At 58.0% G+C, this 22,801-nt stretch carries 23 protein-coding genes; 12 read left to right on the forward strand and 11 right to left on the reverse strand.

Going from position 1 to position 22,801, the window contains the following annotated elements; translation table 11 throughout:
• Nucleotides 1-30 precede the first annotated feature (30 nt).
• From gcvT to gcvP, 3 genes are read left to right on the forward strand one after another with little or no spacing between them, the layout of a single operon-like run.
• The gene (gene gcvT / locus ABUK73_RS01735) at nucleotides 31-1,170 is read left to right on the forward strand and encodes a glycine cleavage system aminomethyltransferase GcvT (RefSeq protein WP_353575771.1); all 1,140 of its coding nucleotides are present in this window, start codon (nucleotides 31-33) and stop codon (nucleotides 1,168-1,170) included.
• A gap of 15 nt (nucleotides 1,171-1,185) precedes the next feature.
• Nucleotides 1,186-1,548 (forward strand): glycine cleavage system protein GcvH, encoded by a 363-nt coding sequence (gcvH, locus tag ABUK73_RS01740; RefSeq protein WP_045230457.1) that lies wholly within the window; start codon nucleotides 1,186-1,188, stop codon nucleotides 1,546-1,548.
• A complete protein-coding gene (gene gcvP / locus ABUK73_RS01745; protein ID WP_353575772.1) occupies nucleotides 1,548-4,412 on the forward strand; it encodes an aminomethyl-transferring glycine dehydrogenase in 2,865 nt (954 codons plus the stop codon). Before gcvH ends, gcvP begins: the two co-directional genes overlap by 1 nt.
• 117 nt (nucleotides 4,413-4,529) lie before the next feature.
• On the opposite strand, the gene ABUK73_RS01750 is transcribed toward gcvP, so the two are convergent.
• From ABUK73_RS01750 to ABUK73_RS01765, 4 genes are read right to left on the reverse strand one after another with little or no spacing between them, the layout of a single operon-like run.
• Entirely contained in the window at nucleotides 4,530-5,138 is a 609-nt protein-coding gene (locus ABUK73_RS01750) for an ABC-type transport auxiliary lipoprotein family protein (protein WP_113088185.1), read from the reverse strand.
• Nucleotides 5,139-5,167: 29 nt separating this feature from the next.
• The gene (locus tag ABUK73_RS01755) at nucleotides 5,168-6,538 is read right to left on the reverse strand and encodes an MlaD family protein (protein ID WP_353575773.1); all 1,371 of its coding nucleotides are present in this window, start codon (nucleotides 6,536-6,538) and stop codon (nucleotides 5,168-5,170) included.
• 2 nt (nucleotides 6,539-6,540) lie between these two features.
• Nucleotides 6,541-7,380, reverse strand: coding sequence for an ABC transporter ATP-binding protein (locus ABUK73_RS01760; protein ID WP_353575774.1), 840 nt, complete (start codon nucleotides 7,378-7,380; stop codon nucleotides 6,541-6,543).
• A 9-nt stretch (nucleotides 7,381-7,389) separates the two neighbouring features.
• Complete coding sequence (locus tag ABUK73_RS01765) at nucleotides 7,390-8,550, reverse strand: ABC transporter permease (RefSeq protein WP_353575775.1); 1,161 nt, start codon at nucleotides 8,548-8,550, stop codon at nucleotides 7,390-7,392.
• A gap of 142 nt (nucleotides 8,551-8,692) precedes the next feature.
• On the opposite strand from ABUK73_RS01765, the gene dgcA reads away from it, so the two are divergent.
• Complete coding sequence (gene dgcA / locus ABUK73_RS01770) at nucleotides 8,693-9,676, forward strand: N-acetyl-D-Glu racemase DgcA (protein WP_353575776.1); 984 nt, start codon at nucleotides 8,693-8,695, stop codon at nucleotides 9,674-9,676.
• Between the two features lie 13 nt (nucleotides 9,677-9,689).
• On the opposite strand, the gene ABUK73_RS01775 is transcribed toward dgcA, so the two are convergent.
• Complete coding sequence (locus tag ABUK73_RS01775) at nucleotides 9,690-10,520, reverse strand: UDP-2,3-diacylglucosamine diphosphatase (protein ID WP_113088180.1); 831 nt, start codon at nucleotides 10,518-10,520, stop codon at nucleotides 9,690-9,692.
• A 217-nt stretch (nucleotides 10,521-10,737) separates the two neighbouring features.
• Between ABUK73_RS01775 and ABUK73_RS01780 the strand changes: the two genes are divergently transcribed.
• The 7 genes from ABUK73_RS01780 (at nucleotide 10,738) to ABUK73_RS01810 (ending at nucleotide 17,953) form a co-directional block, all read left to right on the forward strand.
• Nucleotides 10,738-13,053, forward strand: coding sequence for an NADP-dependent malic enzyme (locus ABUK73_RS01780; RefSeq protein WP_353575777.1), 2,316 nt, complete (start codon nucleotides 10,738-10,740; stop codon nucleotides 13,051-13,053).
• Between the two features lie 123 nt (nucleotides 13,054-13,176).
• Complete coding sequence (locus tag ABUK73_RS01785) at nucleotides 13,177-14,310, forward strand: DUF2865 domain-containing protein (RefSeq protein ID WP_353575998.1); 1,134 nt, start codon at nucleotides 13,177-13,179, stop codon at nucleotides 14,308-14,310.
• 249 nt (nucleotides 14,311-14,559) lie between these two features.
• Nucleotides 14,560-14,997 (forward strand): type II 3-dehydroquinate dehydratase, encoded by a 438-nt coding sequence (gene aroQ / locus ABUK73_RS01790; protein ID WP_113088177.1) that lies wholly within the window; start codon nucleotides 14,560-14,562, stop codon nucleotides 14,995-14,997.
• A gap of 27 nt (nucleotides 14,998-15,024) precedes the next feature.
• The gene (accB, locus tag ABUK73_RS01795; RefSeq protein WP_353575778.1) at nucleotides 15,025-15,504 is read left to right on the forward strand and encodes an acetyl-CoA carboxylase biotin carboxyl carrier protein; all 480 of its coding nucleotides are present in this window, start codon (nucleotides 15,025-15,027) and stop codon (nucleotides 15,502-15,504) included.
• An 11-nt stretch (nucleotides 15,505-15,515) separates the two neighbouring features.
• Nucleotides 15,516-16,859 carry an acetyl-CoA carboxylase biotin carboxylase subunit gene (gene accC / locus ABUK73_RS01800; protein WP_113088175.1) on the forward strand — a complete coding sequence of 448 codons (1,344 nt, stop codon included), beginning with the start codon at nucleotides 15,516-15,518 and terminating at the stop codon, nucleotides 16,857-16,859.
• 3 nt (nucleotides 16,860-16,862) lie between these two features.
• Nucleotides 16,863-17,501, forward strand: a complete 639-nt coding sequence (gene aat, locus ABUK73_RS01805) for a leucyl/phenylalanyl-tRNA--protein transferase (RefSeq protein ID WP_353575779.1) — start codon at nucleotides 16,863-16,865, stop codon at nucleotides 17,499-17,501.
• Between the two features lie 269 nt (nucleotides 17,502-17,770).
• Nucleotides 17,771-17,953: a hypothetical protein gene (locus ABUK73_RS01810; protein ID WP_353575780.1), complete on the forward strand. Its 183-nt coding sequence runs from the start codon at nucleotides 17,771-17,773 to the stop codon at nucleotides 17,951-17,953.
• 18 nt (nucleotides 17,954-17,971) lie between these two features.
• Here ABUK73_RS01810 and ABUK73_RS01815 read toward each other — a convergent pair whose 3' ends face one another.
• From ABUK73_RS01815 to gatB, 5 genes are all read right to left on the reverse strand, one after another.
• The gene (locus tag ABUK73_RS01815) at nucleotides 17,972-18,415 is read right to left on the reverse strand and encodes a DUF2155 domain-containing protein (RefSeq protein WP_353575781.1); all 444 of its coding nucleotides are present in this window, start codon (nucleotides 18,413-18,415) and stop codon (nucleotides 17,972-17,974) included.
• Nucleotides 18,416-18,563: 148 nt separating this feature from the next.
• Nucleotides 18,564-18,962 (reverse strand): NADH:ubiquinone oxidoreductase subunit NDUFA12, encoded by a 399-nt coding sequence (locus tag ABUK73_RS01820; protein ID WP_113088171.1) that lies wholly within the window; start codon nucleotides 18,960-18,962, stop codon nucleotides 18,564-18,566.
• 109 nt (nucleotides 18,963-19,071) lie between these two features.
• On the reverse strand, nucleotides 19,072-19,545 hold the full coding sequence (locus ABUK73_RS01825) for a GNAT family N-acetyltransferase (protein ID WP_353575782.1): 474 nt from the start codon (nucleotides 19,543-19,545) through the stop codon (nucleotides 19,072-19,074).
• Nucleotides 19,542-20,039 (reverse strand): GNAT family N-acetyltransferase, encoded by a 498-nt coding sequence (locus ABUK73_RS01830; RefSeq protein WP_353575999.1) that lies wholly within the window; start codon nucleotides 20,037-20,039, stop codon nucleotides 19,542-19,544. The genes ABUK73_RS01825 and ABUK73_RS01830 overlap by 4 nt, the downstream gene beginning before the upstream one ends.
• A 223-nt stretch (nucleotides 20,040-20,262) precedes the next feature.
• Nucleotides 20,263-21,765: an Asp-tRNA(Asn)/Glu-tRNA(Gln) amidotransferase subunit GatB gene (gene gatB / locus ABUK73_RS01835; protein ID WP_353575783.1), complete on the reverse strand. Its 1,503-nt coding sequence runs from the start codon at nucleotides 21,763-21,765 to the stop codon at nucleotides 20,263-20,265.
• Nucleotides 21,766-21,917: 152 nt separating this feature from the next.
• On the opposite strand from gatB, the gene ABUK73_RS01840 reads away from it, so the two are divergent.
• Nucleotides 21,918-22,241, forward strand: a complete 324-nt coding sequence (locus ABUK73_RS01840) for a DUF1294 domain-containing protein (protein WP_454892306.1) — start codon at nucleotides 21,918-21,920, stop codon at nucleotides 22,239-22,241.
• Here ABUK73_RS01840 and ABUK73_RS01845 read toward each other — a convergent pair.
• Nucleotides 22,223-22,732 (reverse strand): GNAT family N-acetyltransferase, encoded by a 510-nt coding sequence (locus ABUK73_RS01845; RefSeq protein ID WP_353575784.1) that lies wholly within the window; start codon nucleotides 22,730-22,732, stop codon nucleotides 22,223-22,225. The two genes, ABUK73_RS01840 and ABUK73_RS01845, sit on opposite strands and share 19 nt — an antisense overlap.
• Between the last annotated feature and the right edge of the window lie 69 nt (nucleotides 22,733-22,801).

The following is a 22,801-nucleotide window of genomic DNA, read 5'->3' on the forward strand; positions in this document are numbered from 1 at the left end:
GCGCGACATCGCGTAACCCTGGAGGCGTCCTTGGCCGATACAGCCGAGTTACAAGTCACCCCGCTTCATTCCCTTCATGTGTCTCTTGGCGCCCGCATGGTTCCCTTTGCGGGATACGACATGCCAGTGCAGTACCCTGCTGGCGTGATGAAAGAGCATCTGCATACGCGCACCTCCGCTGGCCTATTCGACGTTTCCCATATGGGTCAGGTCATCGTGAAGGCGAAGTCCGGCAAGGTGGAAGACGCAGCCCTCGCTCTCGAAAAGCTGGTTCCCGTCGATATCCTCGGTCTCAAGGAAGGCCGTCAGCGCTATGGCTTCTTTACCGACGAGAATGGCGGCATTCTGGATGACCTGATGATCACCAACCGTGGCGATCACCTCTTCGTCGTCGTCAATGCCGCCTGCAAGGATGCTGATCTGGCACACATGAAGGCGCATCTTTCCGATAGCTGCGATGTGACGCTGCTGGAAGATCGCGCGCTCATCGCGCTTCAGGGACCACGCGCAGAAGCCGTTCTGGCGGAACTCTGGGCTGGCGTTTCGGGCATGAAGTTCATGGATGTGCGGGAAGTTCCGCTGCATGACGTGCCTTGCATCGTGTCCCGTTCCGGCTATTCCGGCGAAGACGGTTTTGAAATTTCCGTTCCGTCCGACAAGGCCGAATTCATTGCCAAGGCACTGCTGGAGCATCCCGATTGCGAAGCGATTGGCCTTGGCGCCCGCGACAGCCTCCGTCTCGAGGCCGGGCTTTGCCTCTATGGCAACGACATAGACACGACGACCTCGCCCATCGAAGCCTCGCTTGAGTGGGCAATCCAGAAAGCACGCCGCACCGGTGGTGATCGCGCAGGTGGTTTCCCGGGTGCCGAGCGTATTCTGGGTGAGTTTGCCGAAGGAACCGCACGCCGCCGCGTCGGCCTGAAGCCGGAAGGCAAGGCGCCTGTGCGTGGCCATGCCAAGCTTTTTGCCGATGCCGAAGGCAGCAAGGAGATTGGTGAAGTCACCTCCGGCGGTTTCGGCCCCTCGGTCGAAGGTCCGGTTGCCATGGGTTATGTGCCCAAAGAATTCGCAATGCCTGATACCGCCATTTTCGCAGAAGTCCGCGGCAAGTATCTGCCTGTCGCCGTTGCCGCCCTGCCCTTTATTACTCCCACTTACAAACGCTAATTTCCGGAGAGACCAATGCTGAAATTTACTCAAGAACACGAGTGGCTGAAGATCGAAGGCGATGTTGCCACCGTTGGCATCACGACGCATGCTGCCGAGCAGCTGGGTGATCTCGTTTTCGTGGAGCTACCGGAAGTTGGCGCGACCTTCTCCAAGGATGGCGATGCAGCAACCGTTGAAAGCGTAAAGGCTGCTTCCGACGTTTATTGTCCGCTGGATGGCGAGATCACCGAAATCAATCAGGCCATCGTGGACGACCCATCGCTGGTCAACTCCGATCCACAGGGTGCCGGCTGGTTCTTCAAGCTCAAGCTTTCCAACGCGTCTGACGCCGATGCGCTGCTGGACGAAGCGGCCTATAAGGAGCTTATTGCGTAATGACGACTCCCACAGAGTTCCATTTCACCGACTATCAGCCCTATGACTTTGCCAACCGGCGTCATATCGGGCCGTCGCCGTCGGAAATGACGGATATGTTGAAGGTCATCGGTTACAACAGCCTCGATGCCCTCATCGACGCGACCGTGCCGTCCTCCATCCGCCAGAAGACGCCGCTCACCTGGGGCGCAGCGTTGACGGAACGCGAAGCGCTGGACCGCCTTCGCGAAACCGCCAACAAGAACAAGGTTCTGACCTCGCTGATCGGTCAGGGCTATTACGGCACCATCACGCCGCCAGTCATCCAGCGCAACATTCTGGAAAACCCGGCATGGTACACGGCCTACACGCCATACCAGCCCGAGATTTCTCAGGGCCGTCTTGAAGCTCTGCTGAACTTCCAGACCATGATTTCCGACCTGACCGGTCTGGATGTCGCCAACGCATCGCTGCTGGATGAAGCAACCGCTGCTGCCGAAGCCATGGCCATGTGCCAGCGTGTGGCGAAGTCCAAGGCAACCGCTTTCTTCGTGGATGCCAACTGCCATCCGCAGACCATCGCGCTGATCGAAACCCGCGCAGCGCCGCTCGGCTGGAATGTCATCGTCGGTAATCCCTTCACCGATCTCGATCCCGTCGATGTGTTCGGTGCTCTGTTCCAGTATCCCGGCACACATGGTCAGCTGAATGATTTCACCGGCCTGATTTCCCGTTTGCACCAGACCGGTGCGATTGCGGCTGTTGCAACAGACCTGCTGGCGCTGACGCTTCTGAAATCCCCCGGCGAAATGAGCGCGGATATCGCGATCGGCTCGTCGCAGCGTTTCGGTGTTCCCGTCGGTTATGGCGGCCCACACGCTGCCTTCATGGCCGTTAAGGACGCCATCAAGCGCTCCATGCCCGGCCGTCTCGTCGGCGTGTCGGTCGATGCACGCGGCAACCGTGCCTATCGCCTGTCGCTCCAGACGCGAGAGCAGCATATCCGTCGCGAAAAGGCCACGTCCAACATCTGCACCGCACAGGTGCTGCTGGCCGTCATGGCCTCCATGTATGGCGTGTTCCACGGCCCGCAGGGCATCAAGGCCATTGCCCAGCAGACCCACCAGAAGGCTGTGCTGATGGCCAAGGGTCTGGAGAAGCTTGGCTTCGTCATCGAGCCCGAAACCTTCTTCGACACGATCACCGTCGATGTCGGCCATATGCAGGCACTGATCCTGCGGGCAGCCGTCGCCGAAGGCGTCAATCTGCGCAAGGTCGGCTCCACCAAGATTGGCATGAGCCTTGACGAGCGCACGCGCCCGGCAACGCTGGAAGCCGTGTGGCGTGCTTTCGGCGGCAACTTCTCCATCTCGGATTTCGAGCCGGATTATCGCCTGCCAAAGGATCTGCTGCGCACCAGCCAGTACATGACGCATCCGATCTTCCACATGAACCGCGCCGAGAGCGAGATGACCCGTTACATCCGTCGTCTTTCGGACCGCGATCTGGCGCTCGACCGCTCCATGATCCCGCTCGGTTCCTGCACCATGAAGCTGAACGCGACAGCCGAAATGCTGCCGATCACATGGCCGGAATTCTCCGACATTCATCCCTTCGTGCCAGCCGATCAGGCGCTGGGCTACAAGGAAATGATCGACGATCTCTCCGCAAAGCTGTGCCAGGTCACCGGCTACGACGCTTTCTCCATGCAGCCGAATTCCGGTGCGCAGGGCGAATATGCGGGTCTCTTGACCATCCGCAACTATCACCTTGCACGCGGCGATGCCCATCGCGACGTCTGCCTCATTCCAACCTCTGCGCATGGCACCAACCCTGCCTCGGCACAGATGGTCGGCATGCGCGTGATACCGGTGAAGGTGAGAGAAAACGGCGATATCGATATCGAAGATTTCCGTGAAAAAGCAAAGCAATACGCGGAAAACCTCTCGTGCTGCATGATCACCTATCCGTCGACCCACGGCGTGTTTGAGGAGACCGTTCGCGAAATTTGCGACATCACTCATGAGCATGGTGGTCAGGTCTATCTCGACGGTGCCAACATGAACGCCATGGTCGGTCTTTCCCGTCCGGGCGATATCGGCTCCGACGTGTCGCACCTCAACCTGCACAAGACCTTCTGCATTCCGCATGGCGGCGGCGGTCCCGGCATGGGCCCGATTGGGGTCAAGGCGCATCTTGCTCCCTACCTACCCGGTCACCCGGCCAGCGATGGACGCACCGGTGCGGTTTCGGCAGCACCTTTCGGCTCGCCATCGATCCTGCCGATCTCCTGGAGCTACTGCCTGATGATGGGCGGCGAAGGGCTGACGCAGGCAACCAAGGTCGCGATCCTCAACGCCAACTACATCGCGGCGCGGCTGAAGGGCGCTTACGACGTGCTCTACAAGTCCGAAGCCGGACGCGTGGCGCATGAGTGCATCATCGACACCCGCCCGCTCAACGAGAGCTGCGGCGTGACGGTGGACGATGTGGCAAAGCGTCTGATCGACTGCGGCTTCCACGCTCCGACCATGAGCTGGCCAGTTGCCGGTACGCTGATGATCGAGCCGACGGAATCCGAGCCCAAGGCCGAACTCGACCGCTTCTGCGATGCCATGCTGGCCATCCGTCAGGAAGCCCGCGATATCGAGGAAGGTCGTTCCGACAAGACCAACAACCCGCTGAAGAACGCGCCCCACACGGTGGAAGACCTCGTTGGAAACTGGGATCGTCCCTATTCCCGCGAACAGGCCTGCTATCCGCCGGGTGCATTCCGCGTGGACAAATACTGGTCCCCGGTCAACCGCGTCGACAATGTCTATGGCGACCGCAACCTTATCTGCACCTGCCCGCCGATGAGCGAATATGCAGAAGCGGCAGAATAAGCCAAACCATAAAGAAAGAGGCCCGGAGCGATCCGGGCCTTTTGATTCAGGGCATCTCAGTTCGAGTTCTGCAAAATGGTGAATGCGGCAGGTCGCCGTGAAACGTCTGTCGCCCGCTTACAGCGAGCGCAACGTCCAGGCCACGATCTCACGCGAGGATGAGGCGAATGCGTTGTCCAGTGCCTTTACGAGATTGGCATTTCCCGAACCGCTGACGCGGGCGCTGGAGCGGAACACTTCCTGCGATTTGACCGTGCCGTTCTTGTCGTTCAGCAGCTTCACGGAAATCTCGATATAGGCAATGTTCTTGGCCGTATCGACCTCAAAGGCGCGGATATCGGTCACGACCTGATAGTCGATGGCCAGACCCTGCCCCGGACGACCGACGCCGCCGAGCTTGCCAGTGTCTTCAAAGGCTTCCACCAGCTTGGACTGCACCATGCGCGGCAGGCGATCGCTCCACTGCGAGTTGGCGAGATACTGCACTTCGGAGCCAGACAGGCGGACCACGATGTTTTCACTGTCCAGGGCCTTGAGTGCGGTCGGATCGGCAATCAGAAGCTGGCGTGAGCGCAGCGACGGTGCCTGGCTGACGGGCGCGGACGATACGGAAAGGTCGAACGTATCGTTCTTGGCACTGCTTCCACAACCGGCCAGAAGCCCGGCGAGAAGCGGCATTACGACGAGAACCTTGGTTCGGGCCGGGACAGATCCCTGCCAGCGCATCAACGAAACTTTCAAATCCTCAACCCCCGTCAACGCCTTGTCCGGCCATCATACTGTTTCACGTTCTCGCCGCCAAAGATCAAGCGCTGCGGATCGCGATCGAAATTCGTGATCGTGTTGTTCAGATTGTCCACAGTCTGGCGAGTGCTGCCAATCAGCGCCTGGAAATCTTTCAGACCTGAGCTGGAGAACCGCGCCAGATTATCGGCAATCGGACCAATGCGTGTGTTGAGATTATCCGCAACCGCCTTGAAGGAAGCAAGCGTCTCACGCGCCTTGGCAAAAAGCGAATTGGCGTCATCGGTTCCAAGCAGACCGTCAACTTTCGCCAGAATTCCATCCACGCGGCTGGAAGCCGAGTTCAGCTTGCGCGACATATCGGTGAAGTCGGCAATCGCCTGATCGATATCCGGGCGGCGCGTGCCGACATCGTCAGCAATCTGGCGGAAGGTGGAAATTGCCTGACGGGCATCGGCAGTTGCTGCGGAAACATCTTCCACCGCATTGCTGACCTTTGCCGCATCAACCGATGCCAGCAATTCATCCGCACGCTTCACAACTGTCTGAACCTCGGCGCTCGCCTGCTCAAAGTTGCGCGAGGTGCGCTGCACGGTTTCCATCACAGTCTGAATGCCACCGGAAGACGCCGCTACATCGGCTGTGACCTTATCGACATTGGTCAGAATGGAATCGATCTTCTGCGAGTCCACCGCCTTTACCAAATCTTCAACCGCCGTCAGCGTGCTATCCAGACGCACGGACACGGACTGAACGGTGGTGGAGAGCGAGCTCAGGCTTTCCAGAAAATTCTCGATGCCATCGGAATTCGAGGCCAGCGCATTGGAGAATTTCTCCGCATTGCGCACGGTCTGCGTCAAAGGTCCACGGGCGTCCTGTACGAAGCCCTGCAGCTCACCAATCGCGCCATCGGCACGGCGTAGAATCTTGTCGGCCGTCGCGAGAAGGTTGGTCACGCTGGAGAGATCGGCGGTCAACTCTGCCGGCACGCCGGTGTCGAATGACTTTTGCAGAATGCGCTCTTCATTGTTACGACCGCCGGAAAGTTCGATATAGGCGGCACCCGTCAGGCCCTGAATTTCAAGCACGGCGCGGGTGGATGGAAACACCGGCGCATCGGCCTGCACTTCCGTAAATGCAATCGAATAGGCCGGGTCGTCACGGTCGATGGAGAGGCCGCGCACGGTGCCCACGGGAATACCGTTGAAGCGCACAGGCGAGCCGACCGACAGACCATTGGCGGAGCCGGGAATACGGATCGTCAGCTGGGCTGTTGGGCCACCGCGTCCGAATTCTGCCATCCAGTAAACGAAGCCGAAGGCGGCTGCGATCACGATCAGCGTGAAAATCCCGACGATGGTGTAATTTGCCTTGGTTTCCATGGCTATCCGTCACTCCCCGGAATGTGTTGCGTGCCATCCGGTAGGACGACGGCGCGTGCCCGCTTTCCGCGGAAATATGATTGAACCCAAGGATCGTCGCTATCGAACATTTCCTCAAGTGTGCCTTCCACGGCGACTTTCTTGTCACCCAGAACGGCTATGCGGTCGCAGACCGAAAACAGACTGTCGAGGTCATGCGTCACCATATAGACCGTCAGTCCCAGCGAATCGCGCAGCCGCGCAATCAGCATATCAAATTCTGCCGCACCGATGGGATCGAGGCCAGATGTCGGCTCATCGAGAAAGACGAGGTCGGGATCGAGCGCCAGCGCGCGCGCCAAAGCCGCGCGCTTGATCATGCCGCCGGACAGCTCGGACGGATACTTGTCCGCCGCATCGGCAGCCAGACCCACCATCTCGATTTTCAACGATGCCAGTTCGTCCATCAACTGCTGCGGCAAATCCAGATATTCGCGCATGGGCAGCTGGATGTTTTCCTTCACGGTCAGGCCGGAAAAGAGCGCGCCCTGCTGGAACAGCACGCCAAGGCGGGTGTCGAGCGCCATACGCTCTTCTTCTGTCGCCTTGTCATAATCCGTACCCAGAATCTTTATCGTGCCGCTCTGACGGTTTAGCAGGCGCAAAACCGCGCGCATCAAAACGGATTTGCCAGCGCCTGATGGCCCAATAAAACCAAGAATTTCGCCGCGATAAACATCAAGATCAAGGTTATCGAGAACGACCTTGTCACCAAATGCAACCGTCACGCCTTCCACCGAGAGAATGACTTCCCGATCCTTCTTGTTCTCTTTGTTATCTGTCTTCCGTTCCTGATCCTGCACAGCCGCTCCTTAAAAATCGATGGCTGCATAGAAGATGGCAAAGACGCCATCGACCAGAATCACGACGAAAATGGACTTCACCACGGATGATGTCACATGCTGACCAAGCGACTCAGCACTGCCGCCCACTTTCATGCCTTCAACTGCCGCGACGATGCCGATGATCAACGCCATGAAGGGGGCCTTGATCATGCCCGATGCGATGGTCGAGATTTCCACCGCAGAATGAAGGCGCGACAGAAAGACCTCGAAGGTGATGCCGGAGTAAAGCAGCGAGACGACAGCCGCGCCCAACAGAGCCGCGAAGTTGGCGATGATCGTCAAAAGCGGCAGCGCGATTGTCAGCGCAACCAGCCGCGGAAACACGAGAACGCCGACCGGGTTCAAGCCGATGACCTTCAGCGCATCGATTTCCTCGCGCATTTTCATCGAGCCGATTTCGGCGGTGATCGCGCTGCCGGAGCGGCCCGCAATCATGATGGCGGTCAACAACACGCCGATTTCACGCAGCTGGAGAATTCCGACGAGGTCGACCACAAAGACTTCAGCGCCGAAATACCGCAGCTGAAACGCGCCTTGCTGCGCGATGATCGCGCCGATGAGGAACGACATCAGTAGAATGATGGGAACGGCGCGCACGCCCATATGGTCGATCTGGTTGACAATGGCAGCAGGCGAAACGCCGCGCCCTCGCCCCAGCTTCATCTGCGCGCCACGCACGGCGGAGCCGAGAATATACATGCCCGCCAGAAAATCTGCGCCCGCCTGCACGACATTCTTGCCGATGGGATCAAAAACGCGCTCGACAAGACCTTTTTTACTGGTTTCCTTGGGCGGAAGAGGCGCTTCCTCCGGCAGAGCCGAAATGATTTCCTCAATCTTCTCATTGCCCTCGAAGGCAACCTGCGTGCCGGACTGCTCCATGCGGTGTCGCATGCGCCGCAAAATCCAGGCACCCGTAGTATCGATGTTGTCGACATCCGAGAGATCAATGGTAATCGAGCCGGAAGGCTTGGATTTCTCGAGCTTTTCGATATCAGGCAGAACCGAAGAGATGTTGGCGTTGCGCCACGATCCGCTCAAGGCAAAGCGCGAGGCGCCATTCTGGGCGTCATCATTCGCCGAGATTGCTGCCGGTTGCGCCTGTTGCCGTGTTTCAAGTTCTTGCATCTTGCTCCAAGCGAATGCAGCCTATTAAAGATTCTTAACGATTCATATCGAGTGACGGATCACCAAGCCACAGCACTGCGGACGAATTCCGGAGTTTTTTCGTCTGTTTACCGGTTTATCCCCCAACGCGAAGGCAATTTTGATGCATCGTTACATTCAAGCCACAGCTGAAACATTCCCGGTTGCGGGTAGCTTCACCATTTCCCGCGGAAGCCGCACAGAAGTGGAGGTCGTGATCTGCACGATCGAGCAAAATGGCGTCAAAGGCGTAGGCGAATGCGTTCCTTATAAGCGTTATGGCGAATCGATTGACGGCGTGCTTGCCGATATCCGCGCCATGGAACAGGCGATGTCGCAGGGCATGGACCGCCACGCGCTGCAAGACGCGATGAAGCCGGGTGCGGCCCGCAATGCGGTGGATTGCGCTTTGTGGGATCTGGAAGCCAAGCTCTCGGGCAAAACCGTTGCCTCCTCGCTTCTGCCAGTCGCCCCCGGCCCTATCGTCACCGCCTATACGATTTCGCTGGGCGATGCGGACACAATGGCTGACAAAGCCGCCGAGAATGCCACGCGACCGCTGTTGAAGATCAAGAACGGAACGGAAGACGACGAGGCACGGCTACGCGCCGTTCGAGCGGCAGCGCCCAAGGCTCGCATTATTATCGATGCCAATGAGGGTTGGACGGACGAGAATATCGAGCATCACCTCAAGGTCGCGGCGGAGCTAAACATTGCACTGATCGAACAGCCCCTACCCGCTGGCAAGGACAGTATTCTGTCGCGCATAAACCGCGCGGTACCGATCTGCGCCGATGAGAGCGTTCATCTGACCGCCGATCTCGCCTCGCTGCGCGACCGCTACGACGCCATCAACATCAAGCTCGACAAGACCGGCGGATTAACCGAGGCGCTCATCATGAAGAAAGAAGCGCAGCGTCTGGGCTATACGATCATGGTCGGCTGCATGCTGGGAACGTCGCTTGGCATGGCACCGGCGCTGATGCTGGCGCAGGATACGGAATACGCGGATCTCGATGGCCCGCTGCTTCTGGCACGGGATCGTGTCCCGGGCCTCATCTATGAAGGATCGCTCGTTTATCCGCCAAAGCCGGAGCTGTGGGGATGAACGGCAAAGTCCGTTATGCTGCGTAGGTGCCGATGAGCTTCGGGAAAGCGACTGGCTCCAGTTCGCCCACCGTGTGGTCTTCGGTCTTGTCACCGGCCTGCATCCAGGTGATCAGCTCGAAGGTGCCATCGGCGTTTTCGGCAACCGCCGTGCAGCTTTCCACCCAGTCACCGGTGTTGATGTAGCGGATACCTTCAATATCCTCCATCACCGCGTGGTGAATATGGCCACAGATGACACCATCCACCTTGTTGCGGCGGGCTTCTTCCGCCACCACACGCTGGAATTCGCCGATGAAGTTGACGGCGTGCTTGACCTGAAGCTTTGCCCAGGCCGAAAACGACCAGTACGGAAGCCCGATCCTGCGGCGGATAGCCGCCAGCAAAACGTTGATGGCAATCGCCGCGTCATAGGCCCAGTCACCCAGATAGGCCAGCAGGCGGGCGTTGCGAACCACAACGTCAAACTCATCGCCATGGATGATGAGATACTTCTTGCCGTCTGCGGCTTCGTGGATCATACGTTCGGCAACTTCGATGCCGCCGAAATGCGTGCCCGGAAATTCGCGTAGGAACTCGTCGTGGTTTCCGGGAATATAGATGATGCGGGTGCCCTTGCGCGCCTTGCGAAGAAGCTTCTGCACCACGTCGTTACAGCCTTGCGGCCAGTACCAGTTGCGGCGCAGGCGCCAGCCGTCAATGATATCGCCGACGAGGATGATGGTCTCAGCCTCGTGGTGACGCAGGAAATCCAGAAGGAAATCCGTTTTGGCCGCTTTAGAGCCAAGATGCACATCGGAAATGAAAAGCGTTCTGAACTGTCTGGCTTCGGTTTGCGCGGCCATGGAAATCTTCCCCCTGTCTCGGCAACTTTCATCCCCTGCAAAACCAGACTCGTGTTTCAGCAAGATGACAAAACAATATTTACACGCAGCGGGCCGCATTTTTACGCGATCTCTAAACTACCGATTTTGCCGACCTCGGATAAAATAAACGGCTGTACGCACTGGCCGATTGTTGTATGCAAAGGCCTCCAAGAAACTTGAAATAAGCGGTGATAGAATGAGTTCTCAGGACACGGGCAACACGCAAAACAAAAACGCCAATGCGGATCTGGAAGAACAGGCGCTTTTCTACCACCGCTATCCGCGTCCCGGAAAACTGGAAATTCAGGCCTCCAAGCCGCTGGGCAACCAGCGCGATCTGGCGCTTGCCTATTCCCCGGGCGTTGCCGCCCCCTGCCTTGCCATTCACGAAAACCCGGAAACGGCTGCGCAATATACGGCGCGCGCCAATCTGGTCGCTGTGATTTCCAACGGCACGGCGGTTCTCGGCCTCGGCAATATCGGCCCGCTGGCGTCCAAGCCAGTTATGGAAGGCAAGGCCGTTCTGTTCAAGAAATTTGCGGGCATCGACGTGTTCGACATCGAAATCGATGCGCCCGGCATCAATGACATGGTCTCCACCATCTCGGCGCTGGAGCCCACCTTCGGCGGCATCAACCTCGAAGACATCAAGGCACCGGAATGTTTCGAGGTGGAGCGTCAGCTTCGTGAGAAGATGAACATTCCCGTCTTCCACGATGATCAGCACGGCACCGCCATCATCGTCGCCGCTGCGGTAACCAACGCGCTGGAGCTTGCCGGCAAGACCATCGGCAACGTCAAGATCGTCGCATCGGGCGCGGGCGCTGCAGCACTGGCCTGCCTCAACCTGCTGGTCGAACTGGGCGCAAAGCGCGAAAACATCTGGGTCCACGACATTGAAGGCCTCGTTTATGACGGCCGCAACACGCTGATGGACGAGTGGAAAGAGGTTTACGCCCAGAAGACCGACAAGCGTGCGCTCCACGAAACAATCGATGATGCCGACGTTTTCCTGGGCCTTTCCGCGGCTGGCGTTCTGAAGCCGGAACTTCTGGCGCGCATGGCCGAAAAGCCGCTCATTCTCGCGCTGGCCAACCCGAACCCTGAAATCATGCCGGAACTGGCCCGTCAGGCCCGCCCTGATGCGATGATCTGCACGGGTCGTTCCGACTTCCCGAACCAGGTCAACAACGTGCTGTGCTTCCCCTATATTTTCCGGGGTGCACTGGATTGCGGCGCGACCACCATTAACGAAGAAATGAAGATGGCCGCCGTTCACGCCATCGCAGAACTGGCACGTGAAGAAGTTTCGGAAGTCGCGGCGAAGGCCTATAGCGATGAAACGCCGATCTTCGGACCGAACTACCTCATCCCCTCGCCCTTCGATCCGCGCCTCATCCTGCGCATCGCGCCAGCCGTTGCACGCGCTGCGGCAGCGAGCGGCGTCGCAGCGCGTCCGATTACCGATTTCGACGCCTATCTCGATCAGCTGAACCGCTTCGTCTGGCGTTCCGGCTTCATCATGAAGCCCATCTTCAATCTGGCGAAAACGGCAGAGAAGAAGCGCATCATCTTTGCAGAAGGAGAAGACGAACGCGTGCTGCGCGCCGCACAGGTGCTGCTGGAAGAAGGCACCGGCGTTCCGATCCTCATCGGTCGTCCACAGATCATCGAGACGCGCCTGAAGCGCTTCGGCCTTCGCATTCGCCCTAATGCAGACTTTGCCGTGGTCAACCCGGAAGACGATCCACGTTACCGCGAATATGTCGATGACTATTTCGCTTTGGTCGGTCGCGCCGGTATCAACCCGGAAGCGGCGCGTACCATCGTTCGTACCAACAGCACGGTCATCGGCGCGCTCTCCGTCAAGCGCGGTGAAGCGGATGCGCTTATCTGCGGTCTGGAAGGTCGTTTCGACCGACATCTGCGCGATGTGAACCAGATCATCGGCAAGCAGCAGAATGCGCATACATTCGGCGGCCTCAGCCTGCTGATCACCCAGCAGGGCGCGCTGTTCCTGACTGACACCTTCGTCAATTACGAGCCGACGGCAGAAGACATCGCGGAACTTGCGATCCTCGCATCCAAGGAAATCAAGCGTTTCGGCATCACGCCGAAGATCGCTCTCGCCAGCCATTCGAATTTCGGCTCGCGGGATTCCGAAAGCGCCCGCAAGATGCGCCGTGCGCTTCAGCTGGTGCGCAATGCCGCGCCGGAACTGGAAATCGATGGCGAAATGCAGGGTGGGTCTGCGCTGTCGGAAACACTTCGCAAGCGTGCCATGCCCAATAGCTCGCTTTCCGGCGAAGCCAACCTTCTGGTTTTCCCGAACCTCGATTCGGCTAACATTACGCTCGGCGTCGTGCGCACCATGACGGAAGGCCTGCATGTCGGCCCCATCCTTCTCGGCTCTGCCCTACCCGTCCACATCCTGTCACCGACAGTCACATCGCGTGGCGTGGTCAACATGGCGGCACTTGCCGTGGTGCAGGCGTCCAACCCATCCGAGTAAGCGCGGGTTAACATAATTTTGAACCGACTGTTGCCGCTTTGCGGCGCAGCACTATGTTATCCTGAGCTAAAGAATATTCGCCCACCCATCGCGGGCGATGATCAACAGGATATGACCAGCATGATGGCGGGTCAGGAAACGGACGGACCATTGATCCCGCGCCGCAGCCGATTGTTCGGCACGCTTGTTACGCTGCTATTTGCCTCGCCCCTTTCGGCGCAGGCAAGCGCGGTTTGCGATTCCCTGCGCGCACAGCTGGATCAACCGACACAGATCATCGGCAACACCGCGGAAGTGCGCAGATACGCCAATGCGCTCGCCCAGCAGAATATCGTCATCCGCCGCATCAAGAACGACATGCGCAGCTACGGCTGCTCCTCAGGCAGCATCATTGTCTACGGCAATCCCAACGCCCAGCTTTGCGGGGAAATTGGTGACGCGCTTGTACAGGCGCAGGCCGAGCGGGACATGATCGCGGAAGATCGTGACCGGATGCTGGCCGCACAACGGGCAGACAATGCTCAGGACGGTCGCCAACGCATCATGGCTGCGCTGGATGCGCAGGGCTGCTTCGATGAGCAGTCGCCGTCCTTCACCTCAACAGATCCATCGCAAACCCCGGATATGCGTGGCCCCGGCGATCCATTCGACCAACCGGACAATCTGGATTATGCACCCAACCCGGATATGCCCATGCAGGGCGGGCTGAGAACGCTGTGCGTGCGCACCTGCGACGGCGCCTTCTTTCCTATTTCCTCAGATGCAACGCCGCTCGATTTCCGCGCACAGGCCGCACAATGCGAGCGCATGTGCCCCGGCACGCAGACCGAGCTTTTCTACCACTCGCTTGAGGGTCAGGAGAGTTCCGACATGGTCTCCGCCAAGACCGGCCAGCCATATACCTCGATGCCCACAGCCTTCGCCTACCGCAACAATCCCAGCGCCTCCCGCTCACCCTCATGCAGCTGCAACATGGCGGCGTACCATGACGAGATGAAAAAGCAGGAGCAGGCACCCCAATCCACCGCTCTTCAGAACGGCTCCAGCATCACCACCATCACATCGCCCAAGGTTGACGCGGCACCAAAGCCAGCCGAAACGAAGCCGGTGGAGAAAGCCGAGCCCATTCCCGAGCGGGACTACGACCCAAAAAATAACAAGGTCCGCATCGTCGGCCCGCAGTTCTTACCCGAGGAAACCAGCCGCATCGACCTCAAGAACCCGGCGGTGAAGGGCGCGCAGCCACAGCAGCAGTAGGTGTGATTTTCGGAGAGAAACGTATTCGCAATACGATCACCGCACATGGCAAGGCATCGATCGCAAAGCCGATCGTCCGTTTTTCATCTCGCTGCTTGCTGCAAAGATGAAGCCGCAACGGCAATATCCAAGTAAAACCAACCGAAAAAGCCAGAACATTAAGGACAACCCGTGCTTTACGCGCTTCGGGGCTTTTCCTTCGCGGTCGCGCGGTCTATAGGTGGCCCTGATTTTTTGACGGAACCGCAAATGAGCAACACGATCTTCGTCCTCAACGGACCCAACCTCAACATGTTGGGAAAACGGGAGCCGGGCATTTATGGCGGCAAGACCCTGAAAGATATTGAGAGCGACTGCATCAAGGCCGGTGAAGAGCTTGGCTTTGTGGTCGAGTGTCACCAGTCCAACCATGAGGGTGCTCTGGTAGACCTGTTGCACGAAGCTGGCGAACGCGCCGCCGGTGTCGTCATCAATCCCGGCGCTTATGCACATACATCCATTGCGTTGCATGATGCTATCAGAGCCATTTCCGTTCCAGTGCTGGAAGTTCATATTTCCAACATCCACGCACGCGAGGAATTCCGCCATAAATCGATGATAGCGCCCGCCGCAAAGGGAATGATCTGTGGCTTCGGGCCATATGGCTACATCATGGCGCTTAACGCCTTGAAAAATATCACGGCATAAAAAGAAACAATCAGAATAGGGTTTGTCATGTCTGAAAAGAAAAACGGTATCGATAAAGAGCTGATCCGCGATCTCGCGAATATTCTCAACGACACCGACCTTTCCGAGATCGAGGTCGAGCAGGACGATCTGCGCATTCGCGTTTCGCGTTCCATCCCGCCAGCAACTGTCTATGCAGCAGCCCCGCCATCCTACGCACAGGCACCTGCCGCACCTGCGCCAGCGGCTGCACCGGCAGCAGCAGCGGCTCCCGCCGCCCCTGCCCGCAACCCGGCCAACACCGTAACATCGCCAATGGTCGGCACGGCGTATCTCTCGCCTGCTCCGGGCGCACGCGCATTCATCGAAGTCGGCGCCACCGTCAAGGAAGGCCAGACGCTTCTCATCGTTGAAGCCATGAAGACCATGAACCAGATCCCGGCACCAAAGTCCGGCAAGGTCACGGAAATCATCGTCAACGACTCGCAGCCAGTCGAGTATGGTGAAGCCCTCGTGGTCATCGAATAAGGGCTGATTTCATGGTATCCAAAATCCTCATCGCCAATCGCGGCGAAATTGCCCTTCGCGTGTTGCGCGCCGCCAAGGAACTCGGCATTCCGACGGTTGCCGTCCACTCCACGGCTGACGCGGATGCCATGCATGTGCGCCTTGCCGACGAAAGCGTGTGCATCGGCCCGCCGCCTTCGCGTGACAGCTACCTCAACATCCACCAGATCGTTGCGGCCTGCGAAATCACCGGTGCGGACGCCGTTCACCCCGGATACGGCTTCCTGTCGGAAAATGCCAAATTCGCGGATATTCTCGACGCGCATGGCATCACCTTCATCGGGCCGACCGCCGACCACATCCGCATCATGGGTGACAAGATCACCGCCAAGCAGACCGCGCAGGAACTCGGCATTCCCGTCGTTCCCGGTTCCGATGGCGAAGTGAAGCCCGAAAACGCTCTGGATATCGCCCGCAAGATCGGCTTCCCGGTTCTGATCAAGGCGACGGCTGGCGGCGGTGGACGCGGCATGAAGGTCGCCAATACCGAATCGGAAGTCGAAGAAGCCGTTTCCACGGCGCGTTCCGAAGCGCTGGCCGCTTTCGGCAACGACGCTGTCTACATGGAAAAGTACCTCGGCAAGCCGCGTCACATCGAAGTGCAGGTATTCGGCGATGGTGAAGGCAATGCCATCCATCTGGGTGAACGCGATTGCTCGTTGCAGCGCCGCCACCAGAAGGTTTTGGAAGAAGCCAACTCTCCGGCACTGACCGTCGAGCAGCGTATGAAGATCGGCGAGATTTGCGCCGATGCCATGCGCAAGCTGAAATATCGTGGCGCCGGCACCATCGAGTTCCTGTACGAAAACGGCGAGTTTTATTTCATCGAAATGAACACCCGTCTTCAGGTGGAGCATCCGGTCACGGAAGCCATCACCGGCATGGACCTAGTGCAGGAGCAGATTCGCGTTGCATCCGGCCAGGGCCTTTCGGTTACTCAGGATGAAGTAAAATTCAACGGCCACGCCATTGAATGCCGCATCAACGCCGAAGATCCGCGCACCTTCGTTCCGTCTCCCGGTACGCTCACCTATTTCCACACGCCCGGCGGTCTCGGCGTGCGCGTGGATTCCGGTGCCTATCAGGGCTACAAGATCCCGCCGTACTACGACAGCATGATCGGCAAGCTGATCGTGCACGGCCGCAATCGCGACGAATGCATTCGTCGTCTGATCCGCGCGCTGGACGAATTCGTGGTCGACGGCATCAAGACGACGCTGCCGCTGTTTCAAGACCTTCTTCAGAACGAAGACATCCTGAAGGGTGATTACGACATTCACTGGCTGGAAAAATATCTGGCCGGCGACAAAAGCTGATCGATGGCAAGGCGCAGCAGAAATAACGATATAACCGTCGATATTCTGCTGCGCGCCTATTCCATCGGCCTCTTCCCCATGGCCGATGCGGCAGATGACCCGGAGCTTTTCTGGGTCGAGCCGGAACTGCGCGGCATCATCCCGCTCAACGATTTCCACGTCTCTAAAAGCCTCGCCAAAGTCATTCGCAAAAAGCCGTTCGACATCCGCTTCGATACGGATTTCGAAGGCGTCATGGCAGGCTGCGCTGCGGAAGCCGACAATCGCCCCAGCACCTGGATCAACACCACCATCCGCCGCCTCTACACCGAACTCCACGAGATCGGTCACGCCCACAGCGTTGAAGCCTGGGAAGGTGACGAACTGGTGGGTGGGCTCTACGGCGTCTCGCTCGGCTCCGCCTTCTTCGGCGAAAGCATGTTCTCCAGACGCACCAACGCCTCGAAGATCTGCCTCGTCTATCTTGTGGAACGGCTGCGCGAAAAGGGCTTCACGCTGCTCGACACCCAATTCACGACAGAGCATCTCAAGACATTTGGTGCAATCGATGTGCCGAAGGCTGAGTACGCGAAGATATTGGATGCGGCAATGCGCTCGGAACATCTGGATTTCGGCGGGGACAAAATCGATGACGGGCAATAGTTCGCAACTTGCTTGACGCAAAGTGCTGACCTAACCCTTTCAGGACGAATATCTAAACAGGGGTGTCATGCGGTTATTTGCGCTCATTTCAATAATTGCGTTCATGACCGTTGCCGCAAGTGCTGCACCGTCGTCCCAAGAGAAAGATGTCATTTCTTGGAAAAGGCAGCTCGCCATTGAGCTCGTGCCAATCGTAAACAAACCAGACCTGAGAAAGTTGGCAACCGGCGAATTGCAGACGCTCTATATTCGGTTTCGGATCGACGGCAATGGCAAAGCAGTGGATCTCATTCACTGAAAGTACCAAAGCAAGACCAGAATCAAAGATTGCTATTCAGCGCCTGATCGAAGAGCGAAAATTTCCTGTGCCACCGAAAGCCGTTATTGGTGAGTGGCTTATACTACCACTTACCATCCAGCCGAAAGTCGTCGGTAAAAACAGAAGCGACTAAAATATCGAATTATGAGGATCAGTTCGTCTTCGCCGCCGAAGACGGAGCCGGGACGTCCGATTCCTGCTTGCAACCGGTCAGCCACACGTCATAAATCGGATGCTCGACGGCATTCAGGCCCGGGCTGTCGGCAAACATCCAGCCGGTGAAGATGCGTTTGATCTTCCGGTCGAGGGTGATTTCGTCGACTTCGATGAAGGCATCGATCTTCTGCGCCTCGGTGTCGTCACGCGAATAGCAGACCTTCGGCGTCACCTGAAGGGCGCCGAACTGGACTGTTTCGTTGAGATAGACATCGAAGGACGTGATGCGGCCGGTGATCTTGTCAATGCCGGAGAAGACGGCGACGCGGTTTTCGATGCGGGCGGCAGACGCAGGAGAGACGGTGCCTGTCACAGGCAAAAGCGCAATCAGCGACACAGCCAGCGCACGCAAAGAACCATCTCGCGTGAATTTTCCCATATCGAACCGTCTCCAGAAAGATTTCCCGCACCGGTCAGTGCGGGGTCAACGCCTACAGGCGGAATGTGGCGAAAACGGGTGATGGCCTGTGTCGATCGCGTCAACAAACCGAGCGCTTATATAGCGGCCAGCCACCCTCGCCGTCACCTTAGTTGCCAGGTGTCCAGGCGTCGTAATCGCCGGTGACCTGTGGTCGCTCACCTGCAACGGCCAACGAACCCGGTGGGCGGTAAGCCTGCGACGTGCCGGTGAGGTTCGGCTGGTGTGGCTTCTGCCAGTCACGGGCCGTATAGCTCTCCTGGCTTGGTGGGGTGTCGGTGCGGTAATGCATCCAGCCGTGCCAGCCCGGAGGAATGGCAGAGGCTTCGGCGTAACCGTTATAGATCACCCAGCGGCGCGGCATGCCCCAGGACGTGGTGCCGCCTTCGTAATAGGTGTTGCCCAACTCGTCCTGCCCAACCTTCTTGCCGAAACGCCAGGTATGAAAGCGCGTTCCGATTGTCTGGCCGTTCCACCAGGTGAAGATTTGCGTCAGGAGAGTCTTCATTGTCAGTTCCTCGGGCTTGAGTGCACTGCGGTGATTTGAGGTGCGCAGCACAACAGAAGCTTATGCCGCCCCATGGGCCGATTGTCCAGTATTTCCCGCGATATCGACACTATTTCAGTTTCATGCTGAAGCCGAAATGCCGCTTGTCGAAGCCCAGCCTCTCGTAGAAGCGATGCGCATCCAGCCGCGCCATATTGGATATGAGCTGGATGTTTTTGACATCACGCTGTTTGGCATCGTCAATGCAGTAACGGATCATCATCGCACCAATGCCACGACCGCGCATATCGGAGCGAGTCTGCACCGCCTCGATCTTCATCGATACGGCACCACGGCCAACCAGCTTGGTGAGAAACACCGTCTGAAACGTCCCGACGACTTCGCCATCCAGTTCCGCGACATAGAGCGTTTCGTTGGATGAGTTTTCGATAGCGTGAAAGGCAGCGAGATAATCCGGCAACGCTGATTCGTCCGCCGTATCTCCATGACCGCCAATCCCATCAGCGGCAAAAATGGCGGCTAGCGCCGGGACATCGCTTTCACGCGCAAAACGAATGACGAGATTTTCGATTGGGGTGCTCATCGGGCGAGGATCTTTTCCATGACAATGCCGGGCAAACCTTCAACGCCCGCCATGCGTTCCACGCGGTCCACCTCGGCAAAGCCGACACCTTCATAGAAGGCAATCGCGACCGTGTTTTTCGGCTCGACCTCAAGGCGCATGATTTCCGCATCGGGGAAACAGGTTTCCAACTCGGCGAAAATATCGCGGCCCACGCCCTGTCTTTGGAACTGCGGATCGACATAAAGCTGGTGCAGCAGAGCGGTCTTGGCCATTTTGGTGGACATGGCTGCAAAGCCCATGCCGGCAATGCGCCTGCCATCATCCGCCACCAGAAACTCGCCACCCTTTTTCTCGACACGCTCTTTCATCGCCTTGGGCGCGTGCCAGTCCGAAATCAGCTGCGCCACACGGTCTGCACCATAGATGGCGTCATAGGTCGCATGCCAGGTGCGTGCCAAAAGCGCCCTCACCGGCTCGATATCGCGCTCACTGGCCGTGCGAATGAAGAACACCATGTCAACTCCGTCTGAGAATGAAAAAGCCGGGAGCAATCCCGTCGGTGTCGATATTTAACGCCTCATCATACTCGACGTCATCCTCGGGCTTGTCCCGAGGATCTAACCACGTTTGATGTTGAGGTTCGTTAGATCCTCGGGACAAGCCCGAGGATGACGGATGAAAGGGTTTCGGGGGCGCTCCACCGCTCAGCAAAGCTGACGGAACGCCAACAGTCCCTTACTCTTCAATCCCCAGCTTCGCCTTGACCAGATCCTGCACGGCCTGTGGGTTGGCCTTGCCGCCGGTGGCCTTCATGACCTGGCCGACAAACCAGCCGGCGAGCGTCGGCTTTGCCTTGACCTTCTCCACCTGATCCGGGTTGGCGGCGATGATCTCATCCACGGCCTTTTCGATGGCACCAGTGTCCGTTACCTGCTTCATGCCGCGGCTCTCGACGATCTCAGCCGGATTGCCACCTTCGTTCCAGACGATTTCGAACAGGTCCTTGGCGATCTTGCCGGAGATGGTGTTAGCCTTGATGAGATCGATGATGCCGCCCAGCTGATCTGCGGAAACCGGTGTTTCTTCGATACCCTTGCTGGATTTGTTGAGTGCGCCCAGCAGATCGTTGATAACCCAGTTGGCGGCGATCTTGCCATCGCGGCCTTCAGCGACAAGCTCGTAGTAATCCGCGATTGCCTTTTCAGACACGAGGATCGAGGCGTCATAGACCGAGAGGCCAAGCTCGTTGACGAAACGGGCCTTCTTGTCGTCAGGCAGTTCCGGCAAATCCTTGCTCAGCGCTTCGACATAGGCGTCATCGAATTCCAGCGGCAGCAGATCGGGATCGGGGAAGTAGCGATAGTCATGCGCATCTTCCTTGGAGCGCATGGAGCGCGTTTCGCCCTTGCCCGGATCGAAGAGGCGGGTTTCCTGATCGATGGAGCCGCCGTCTTCCAGAATGGCGATCTGGCGACGGGCTTCGTATTCGATGGCCTGACCGATGAAGCGGATGGAGTTGACGTTCTTGATTTCGCAACGTGTGCCGAAAGCTTCACCCGGCTTGCGAACCGACACGTTGACGTCCGCACGCATGGAGCCTTCATCCATGTTGCCGTCGCAGGTGCCGAGGTAGCGCACGATGGAACGCAGCTTGGTCATGTAGGCCTTGGCTTCGTCGGACGAACGCATGTCCGGCTTGGATACGATTTCCATCAGCGCCACGCCAGAACGGTTCAGGTCCACGAAGGACATGGTCGGATGCTGGTCGTGCATGGACTTGCCGGCATCCTGCTCCAGATGCAGACGTTCGATGCCGATTTCGATGTCTTCAAAATTGCCCTGACGATCCGGGCCCAGCGAGATGACGATCTTGCCTTCACCGACAATCGGGTCTTTGAACTGGGAAATCTGGTAGCCCTGCGGCAAATCCGGATAGAAATAGTTCTTGCGGTCGAAGATGGAGCGCTTGTTGATCTGCGCCTTCAGGCCAAGGCCTGTGCGCACGGCCTGCGCCACGCATTCCTCGTTGATGACAGGCAACATGCCCGGCATCGCGGCATCCACCAGCGAGACGTTAGAGTTCGGCGCATTGCCGAATGTGGTTGAGGCACCAGAGAACAGCTTGGAATTGGAGAGAACCTGAGCGTGAACCTCCATGCCGATTACGATTTCCCAATCGCCGGTCGCGCCGGGAATGAAGCGTTTCGGGTCTGGCGTGCGCACGTCTACAAGGGTCATATCAAGCTCTTAATATACGGAATTTCTGTCAGTCGTGAGGTAGAACAATTGACACCGTGGCGCAAGGCTTGTCACGCGTTACCCGCCAAAGCTCTGACTTTTTGGCCAAGTTGAAGATCGAATATTTACAATTTTGAATTCCGATAGGCTGGATGATGCTGACCCTCGCCCTTGCACTCGCGGCCTATCTCACCTTCAATCTGCTGGTCTTCCTCATCTACGGGTGGGACAAGAAAGCAGCGAAGAAAGGCGAATGGCGCGTGCGTGAAAGCACACTGCTCTCGCTCGCTTTCTTCGGCGGCAGTCTCGGGGCCATTCTCGCCCAGCGCGTGCTGCGTCACAAAACCCGCAAGGAACCGTTCCGCAGCATTCTGCTGGCCATCATCATCTTCCAGATCGCACTTGCCACGTCACTGCTCATCATGCCTGACTGGCCGATCCAGCTACTGACGATGGCTCAAAATCCAAAGCCGTAAGATTCGCTTTCCATCTCCACAAGCTGCTTTTGCAAACCGATGGATTGCACCTCTCGATCCAGCTTCTGGGAATATTTCAGCGATAGCCAGCTGACGCTATATCCATGCTTGCGGAAAAACGAGATTGCCGGATCGTTATGGGCGTGGCTTTCCAGCTTTCCGGCGAAGAAGCCGCGCTGCACGATCTGCCGTTCGATGACCGACAAAAGACGGCTGCCCACGCCGAGCCGTTGATAGCCGGGATCGACCCAGAAATCGCTGATCGCGTCATCGAAATTTTCACGCGCAGCCCAGCCCGCAACCGCGCCATCCAGCTCTGCGACGGTGATGGCATTCCAGGATGAGCGAACGAAATTGCCGAAAGCGAAGCGGGCATTTTCCCGCAACTCTTCCGTCACACCAATGACGGTCGTCGCATCCGCCCACGCCCGCAGACCGATGGCCGCGAGCATGGCAGCGTCACCTTCTCTGGCTGGGCGAATGGTAATCAAGCAAGCTCTCCGTAATTGCGACGAATAAAGCACCGGGAGCGCGATTCGGCTAGCATACCCACTCTGACC

The organism is Agrobacterium vacciniicorymbosi, assembly GCF_040427045.1.
In the GTDB taxonomy this organism is placed as follows: domain Bacteria; phylum Pseudomonadota; class Alphaproteobacteria; order Rhizobiales; family Rhizobiaceae; genus Agrobacterium.